Genomic DNA, 4,128 nt, shown 5'->3' with positions numbered 1-4,128 from the left:
CCCTATATATAAAGTAAAAATTTTAAATTTAAATAATAAAATTAATAATATTACAATTTTAACAATAGGATTTCTATTTATAGAAAATAATGATAAATATATAAAATTTACAGATAAATCCTATGAAAAATATAAAAATGAAATTATTAATAAGTATGAATCTGAATTATAAAATAAAAAATTAATAATTATTCATTTTCATTCTCTTTTTTTGGAAGTGGAATATCCTCTTCACGAACATCAATTTCAATTAAATATGGTCCATTAAAATCCATAGCTTTTTTTAACTCATTTTTTAAATTTAAAATTGTATTAACTCTTGCTGATTTAATACCATATCCTCTTGCAATCATTACAAAATCAGGATTTTTTAAATCAACTTGATAACGAAAATCTTTACTTATTTGTTCTTCCCATTGTCTTATAATTCCTAATTGAGAATTATTCAATACAGTTATAATAATTGGAAGATTATTTTCAGCAATAGTTGCAAGTTCCTGGATACACATTTGAAAACCACCATCCCCATTTATTACAACTACTTTTTCATTAGGATGAGCTATTGAAACACCAATTGAACCTGGAAGACCTAAACCCATAGGACATAATGCTCCTGAATATAAAAATCTTCCAAATTTATCTGGTTTAGCACATTGCATTGCCCATGTAGCATGAGATCCTGCATCCCCAAGAACATATGATTTTCCAATATTATCATATATTGTTTTAATTGCAGCTTGTGGCCTTAAAGGAAGTGAATCATCATCTGATCCTTCAATTTCTAATTTTTTATCATGTAAATTAATTTCAGAAAGCCATTTTTTATATTTTACACTATCTAAGTTTAATTTATTTAATTTATTTAATACTTCAAAAACATCACCACATATTTTAAGACGTCCTTCTAAAACTTCTTTATCAATATTTACATGAACTATTTTTTGTTTTACTGAATCAAAGTCTGTTAACATAGTTGTTCTATCAGATAATCTTGAACCTAAAACTAATATTAAATCTGAATTTAAGTAGGCATAATTACTTTTAGCTGTTCCTCTCATACCTACCATTCCAAGATTAATATAATCTTTTTCATCAATTACTCCACGAGCTGGATAAGTAGTACATACAGGTATATTATTTTTTTTAGAAAATTCTTTTAAAATTTCAGTAGCTCCACCCCAAATTATACCTGCACCAGCAAGTATAAGTGGCTTTTCAGATGATTTTAAAAGAGTCTCTAAAAGATTCATATAACCATAATCATAATAAGTATCTTTAGTAATATCTAAATTAATATACTTTTCAACATTTTCTTCAAGTAAAATATCTTTTGGAAGATTAATATGAATAGGACCACATGGTTCATTATTTAATAGATAAATAGCTTTTTTTAAGGCTAAAATAGCTTCTTTACCATTTGAAGGCGCATAATTTTTAAAAGTAACTTCTTTAAAAACTGCAGGAAGATTAAAAGTTTGAAATTTATTTTCAAATCTCTCACTATATGGATTATCTCCAGTTAAAACTAAAATAGGGACAGAATCTTTATATGCAGTTGAAACACCCATTATAAAATTTAATGCACCTGGAGAAGCTGTAGAAATACATACTGAAAATTTACCTGTTGAACGAGCATACATATCAGCAGCATGTACTGCTCCTTGTTCATGTCTCATAAGAATATGTTTAATATTTGATTTATCTAATGCTCTATACATTGGAAGTATTTGTTCTCCAGGATGACCAAATATATGTTTAACATCTGCATCTTCTAAAATTTTAACTAAAACTTCAGCTACATTCATATTATCATCAATAAAATTTTAAATAAAAATTATAATTTTTAATAGTAATTCAAATTAACATTTAATAAAAATAAAAATCCAACTAAGATTTAAAAACCATATAAAACTAAAAAAATCAAGAAAAGATATAATTAATAAAAAATTATTTAATTATAATAATAACTTAAAAATTAAATTCAATTAATTATTCTTCTTTTTCTTGGTAAGAACCATTATATTCTCCAGAACCTACAACCTCAAAAACAACTCCTTGAGCTATTCTATCACCTTTTTTAATTTTATATGGATAGTTACCATGATTAATTATTAAAAAAGTTAAAGTTCCATAAAATCCAGGATCTCCTACTGCTGTTTGTACAGAAACAAAAGATCTTAAAAGAGTAGATCTTGGATTATATAACATAGCATATCCTTTAGGAATTTTAATTTTTCTTTTAATACTTGCAAGATATGGAGTATGAGGTTCTAAAGTGTATATTGGACCTTCTAATTCTTTAATTTCAGGTAAATTTTTTTCATTATCAATTAATGAACCTGAACCATTTTGAATAAAAATTTTATCAAGCTCTAAATCAATACCTGAAGGTTGTATTAAATCTTCAAAATCTGGAAATAATTTCTTTAATTCTTTTTCACCTAACATTATTTCACCAAATATAATTAAAATATGATAAAAACTAGTTCTTAAACAATTAAGAAACAATTATCTTAACAAGATAAACAAAACTAGTTCTTAAACAATTAAGAAACAAATTTTATCATTAAAATCGATTATGAGAATAATTGATCTAACATCCATTCAGGATTATATTCTTTTATATCATCATAACCTTGACCCATTCCTAAGAATAAAATAGGTTTATTAATAACATATTCAATAGATAATGAAGCTCCACCTTTAGCATCTGCATCTGCTTTAGTTAAAATAACACCATCAATATCAATAGCATCATTAAATTTAGAAGCTTGTTCAACTGCATCATTACCAGTTAATGCATCACCTACAAATATTACAAGATCAGGTTTTGCAACTCTTTTGATTTTTTTCATTTCATCCATAAGATTTGTATTAGTTTGCATTCTACCTGCAGTATCAATTAAAACTAAATCTTTACCTTGAGCAACTGCATGTTCTACAGCATCATATGCTACAGCTGCAGGATCTGAACCTTTTTGGTGTTTAATAATTTTAACTCCAACATTATCTGCATGTTGAGTAATTTGTTCAATAGCCCCTGCACGGAATGTATCAGAAGCAGCAATAACTGGAGTATATCCTCTTTTAAGATAATAATTAGCTAATTTTCCAACAGTTGTAGTTTTACCAGTACCATTAATACCAACTAACATTACAACTAAAGGTTTACCTTCTTTATTTTTTTCATCAAGTAATTCAGTCATTGATTTTCCATCAACATTAATGATTTTAGCAACAGCTTTTTTAAGAGCTTTATAAGTAAGCTCTTCTACTTCAGTACTCCTTTTAATTTTTTTACCAACTAAATCATTTTTAACAGATTCAATAATTTCATTAGCAACCTCAATTGCTACATCACCTTCAAGAAGACCAATTTCTAATTCCCAAAGAATATCTTCTACATCATCTTCAGATATAGTTTTTTCTTTAAAGAATGAAAAGACTCCTCCTTTTTCTTCTTTAACTTCATAATCTTCATCTTTAAGTTCATCATAAATTTCTTCTGCAGAAATATTATCTCTATATTTATCTGCTATTGATTGTTGTGGCTCTTTTTTCCTACTATACCAATGTTTTTTACCTGAACTTTCTTCTTCAGATTCATCTTCAGATTCTTCTTTATTTTTAGATCTACTATACCAATGTTTTTTATCAGAATCATTTTCTTCTTCAGGTTCATCTTGAGACTCAACAACATCTAAATCATCAACAAGTTCCTCAGATTCATCCTGAGACTCAACAACATCTAAATCATCAACAAGTTCCTCAGATTCATCTTTATTATTATTTTTATTTCTTGAAAATCTTGAAAAGAAACCTGAATTTTCATCTTTAGAATCTTCTTCTTCAAAAATTTCATCCCATTCTTTATCTTCTTTAGATTTTTTAGAAGATTTTTTAGGTTTTTCTTCAACAGGTTCAATAGCTTTAATATTGTCATCTGCTTTAGCTTCTTCAGTAACTTTATCAGTTAACTGATTACTAGTTCTTGAAAATTTCTTTTTTAAAGATTCAAACAATTTATTACCATCCCTTAAATAATGTTTAAATTAAACTATAAAATTTTAAAATTTTATTAAGATTAAATTTAATGAAATATTAAATAAATTTTAAACTATGTAAAGA

Annotated in this window: 3 protein-coding genes; all 3 read right to left on the bottom strand. The window is 25.9% G+C overall.

The window, feature by feature from the left end:
* Nucleotides 1-188: 188 nt before the first annotated feature.
* Nucleotides 189-1,805 carry a thiamine pyrophosphate-binding protein gene (locus BGI41_RS06960; protein WP_088539849.1) on the bottom strand — a complete coding sequence of 539 codons (1,617 nt, stop codon included), beginning with the start codon at nucleotides 1,803-1,805 and terminating at the stop codon, nucleotides 189-191.
* A gap of 184 nt (nucleotides 1,806-1,989) precedes the next feature.
* Nucleotides 1,990-2,448: a deoxyuridine 5'-triphosphate nucleotidohydrolase gene (locus tag BGI41_RS06955; RefSeq protein ID WP_088539846.1), complete on the bottom strand. Its 459-nt coding sequence runs from the start codon at nucleotides 2,446-2,448 to the stop codon at nucleotides 1,990-1,992.
* Between the two features lie 128 nt (nucleotides 2,449-2,576).
* Nucleotides 2,577-3,935 (bottom strand): signal recognition particle-docking protein FtsY, encoded by a 1,359-nt coding sequence (ftsY, locus tag BGI41_RS06950; protein ID WP_369829838.1) that lies wholly within the window; start codon nucleotides 3,933-3,935, stop codon nucleotides 2,577-2,579.
* Nucleotides 3,936-4,128 lie beyond the last annotated feature (193 nt).

Origin of the sequence: Methanobrevibacter sp. 87.7 (assembly GCF_002208625.1) — an archaeon.
Classification (GTDB): domain Archaea; phylum Methanobacteriota; class Methanobacteria; order Methanobacteriales; family Methanobacteriaceae; genus Methanarmilla.
Note: the sequence above shows the minus strand (reverse complement) of the source record. Positions and strands in the feature narration are given on the sequence as shown.

Coding starts and splice junctions, on each gene's coding strand:
- BGI41_RS06955 (WP_088539846.1), bottom strand. CDS start 2,448: ATGTTAGGTGAAAAAGAATTAAAGAAATTATTTCCAGATTTTGAAGAT.
- BGI41_RS06960 (WP_088539849.1), bottom strand. CDS start 1,805: ATGAATGTAGCTGAAGTTTTAGTTAAAATTTTAGAAGATGCAGATGTT.